Genomic DNA, 3198 nt, shown 5'->3' on the forward strand with positions numbered 1-3198 from the left:
TTGCGGTGGTCTGCCAGGTATAACGACCCCGCCCGGCCCACGATTCCGCCGCCGGGGTGGCCCCGACCACCCGACACCCGACGTCAGACCCGACAAACCGCCCACCCCGCCCCGCCCCGCCCCCAAGATCCGCGCAACTTCGGTGAAACTGCTGCCTCGGCACGCCGTGAGGCAGCAGTTTCACCGATAGTGCGCAGATCTGGACACGCCCCGGTGCGGAGCGCCACGCGGGCAGGCCCACTTCCGGAGGGGGTAGAAACGCCGGGCGAACCCAGCCCAAGATCGCGCTCGATCCAGGAAACAGTGCCTTCCCCATGCCAACGAGGCCACTACAACAAGGATCGGGCACGATCATGCGGGGTCGCGACCACCCGACGAGGACGAGCGCGAGCCGCGCTCAGGTGCTGGGCTTCGCCTCGGCGCCGTCGCCGGCCTTCGTGTCATTGTCCAGGGCGGCCAGGATCGCCTCGGCGGTGCGCCGCCCCACCCCCGGCACCTCGATGATCTCTTCGACCGTCGCGGCCGAGAGTCGCTTGAGCGAGCCGAAGTGCCGCAGCAGCGCCTTGCGACGCACTTCGCCCAGGCCGGGTACGTGATCCAGCGCCGACTCGGTCATCCGCTTGGAGCGGCGCTGCCGGTGGAAGGTGATGGCGAACCGGTGGGCCTCGTCACGCACCCGTTGCAGCAGGTAGAGCCCCTCGGAGGTGCGCGGGAGGATGACTGGGAACTCGTCGTCCGGGAGCCACACCTCCTCCAGCCGCTTGGCCAGCCCGCACAGGGCCACGTCGTCGATGCCCAGGTCGGCGAGGGCCTGCGCGGCGGCCGCGACCTGGGGGGCGCCGCCGTCGACGACCACCAACTGCGGCGGGTACGCGAATTTCCGGGGCCGGCCGGTGGTCGGGTCGATCAGGACGCCGACCTGGGGCTCGACCGCGTCCTGGGGGGCGGCCGAGTCGTCGGCCGACTCCACGCCCACCTCGCCCGTCTCGGCCCTGGCGTCCAGGTAGCGGGCGAAGCGGCGACGGAGCACCTCGGACATCGCGGAGAGGTCGTCGGTGGCGCCCCGGACGATGAACCGCCGGTACTCGCTCTTGCGGGGCAACCCGTCCTCGAAGACCACCATGCTGGCGACCACGTCGGTGCCCTGGATCTGGGAGATGTCGAAACACTCGATGCGCAGCGGCGAGGTGCTCATGCCGAGCGCCTCGCTGATCTCGTCCAGTGCCTTGCCCCTGGTGGTCAGGTCACCGGAGCGCTTGAGCTTGTGCCGGGCCAGGGCGTCCTTGGCGTTGCGCTCCACCGTCTCCATCAGTGAGCGTTTGTCGCCGCGCTGCGGCACCCGCAGCGACACCCGACTGCCGCGGTGGTTGGAGAGCCACTCGGCCAGCGCGTCGGCGTCTGCGGGCAGCTCGGGGACCAGCAGTTCCCGAGGCACGTCGGCCTCGCCGTGCTCGCCGCCGTACACCTGGGTGCAGAAGTGGTGCACCAGGTCCCCGGTGGTCAGGTCCTCGGTCTTCTCGACCACCCAACCACGCTGGCCACGGACCCGGCCGTCGCGGACGTGGAAGACCTGCACGGCCGCCTCGAGCGGGTCGTCGGCGAACGCGACCACGTCGGCGTCGGTGCCGTCGCCGAGCACCACTGTCTGCTTCTCCATGGCCCGGCGCAGCGCGGCCACGTCGTCGCGCAGCCGGGCGGCCCGCTCGAACTCCAGTTGCTCGCTCGCGTCGGTCATCTCACGTTCGATCTTGCGGACCATGGTGTCGGTGCGCCCGGCCATGAAGTCGCAGAACCCGTCGACGATGGCCCGGTGTTCGTCGGCGGAGACGGTGCCGACGCACGGCGCCGAGCACTTGCCGATGTAGCCGAGTAGGCAGGGACGACCGACCTGGCCGGCCCGTTTGAACACCCCGGCGGAGCACGTCCGCGCGGGGAAGACCCGCAGCAGCAGGTCGAGGGTTTCCCGGATGGCCCAGGCATGCGAGTAGGGACCGAAGTAGCGCACGCCCTTGCGCTTGGCGCCGCGCATCACCTGCAGCCGGGGGTACTCCTCGTCGAGGGTGACAGCGAGATAGGGGTACGACTTGTCGTCGCGGTAGCGGACGTTGAACCGCGGGTCGTACTGCTTGATCCAGGTGAACTCCTGCTGGAGCGCCTCGACCTCGGTGCCCACGGTGATCCAGTCCACCGACTCGGCGGTGGTGACCATCTGCCGGGTGCGCTCGTGCAGGTTCCAGACGTCGCCGAAGTAGGAGTTGAGCCGACTGCGTAGATTTCGCGCCTTGCCGACGTAGATCACCCGGCCGGTGCCGTCGCGAAAGCGGTAGACCCCCGGTAGCTCCGGGATGGTGCCGGGTGCGGGGCGGTAGGTCGAGGGGTCAGCCACACCAACAAGCCTAGTCCGCAGCACCGACAGCCCACCGCAGGCGTGATCCACTCGCCGTCCCGGCAGTCGGGGCGTCGGCACACCGCTGACACCCCGACTTGCCGAAACGCGAGTCGACCCTGCGACGCCGGGCCGCCGACCGGTCGGTCAGCGTGCGGTCGGGCCAGCCCGCCCGGCACCGCGTCGGATCAGGCCAGCGAGATCTGGTCGCCGGTGACCTTGATGTCCTTGGGCGGCAGCGGCTTGGTGGCCGGGCCGGCCTTCACCGAGCCGTCCTCGATCGAGAACTTGCTGCCGTGACAGGTGCAGTTGATGGTGCCGCCGTCGACGTTCGTCACCGGGCAGTTCTGGTGCGTACAGATCGGGCTGAAGCCCTTGAACTGGCCCGCTGCGGGCTGGGTGATGACCACACCTTCGGCGGCGAGGACCTTGCCGCCTCCGACCGGGATGTCGGCGGTGGTGGCCAACGACTGGGCATTCTGCCGGTCGCCGCCGCCGGCGTCACCGGTGCTGGGTACGGCGGGGCCACCACTGGTGGGTGCGTCACTGCCGCTGCCGTTGCCACCGTCGTCGCTGCCACAGGCAGCCAGCACGACGGCCGCGCCGACCGCCCCAACGCCGGTGAGCAGGGTACGACGTGTCTGCGCACTCGGACCGGTCAGCGCCTGATCGTCACTCATGCCTCGCCTCTCTCTAGCCCGCTGCCGGTCGATAACCGGCCACACTTCTCCACACGGGCAACTGTGCCGGATGGTTCATCGCGGGACTCGTCCGACCCGGCAAATGAGGCGGGGTCGGTCGACGACCCGCCC

At 70.2% G+C, this 3198-nt stretch carries 2 protein-coding genes; both read right to left on the bottom strand.

Annotated features, from left to right (window positions below; translation table 11 throughout):
• Window positions 1–397 precede the first annotated feature (397 nt).
• The gene (gene uvrC, locus AB0C20_RS35795; RefSeq protein WP_357569679.1) at window positions 398–2386 is read right to left on the bottom strand and encodes an excinuclease ABC subunit UvrC; all 1989 of its coding nucleotides are present in this window, start codon (window positions 2384–2386) and stop codon (window positions 398–400) included.
• 188 nt (window positions 2387–2574) lie between these two features.
• Window positions 2575–3066 (bottom strand): Rieske (2Fe-2S) protein, encoded by a 492-nt coding sequence (locus AB0C20_RS35800; RefSeq protein WP_357190306.1) that lies wholly within the window; start codon window positions 3064–3066, stop codon window positions 2575–2577.
• Window positions 3067–3198 lie beyond the last annotated feature (132 nt).

The sequence above is a fragment of the Micromonospora sp. NPDC048843 genome (genome assembly GCF_040649965.1).
Lineage (GTDB): Bacteria > Actinomycetota > Actinomycetes > Mycobacteriales > Micromonosporaceae > Micromonospora > Micromonospora hortensis.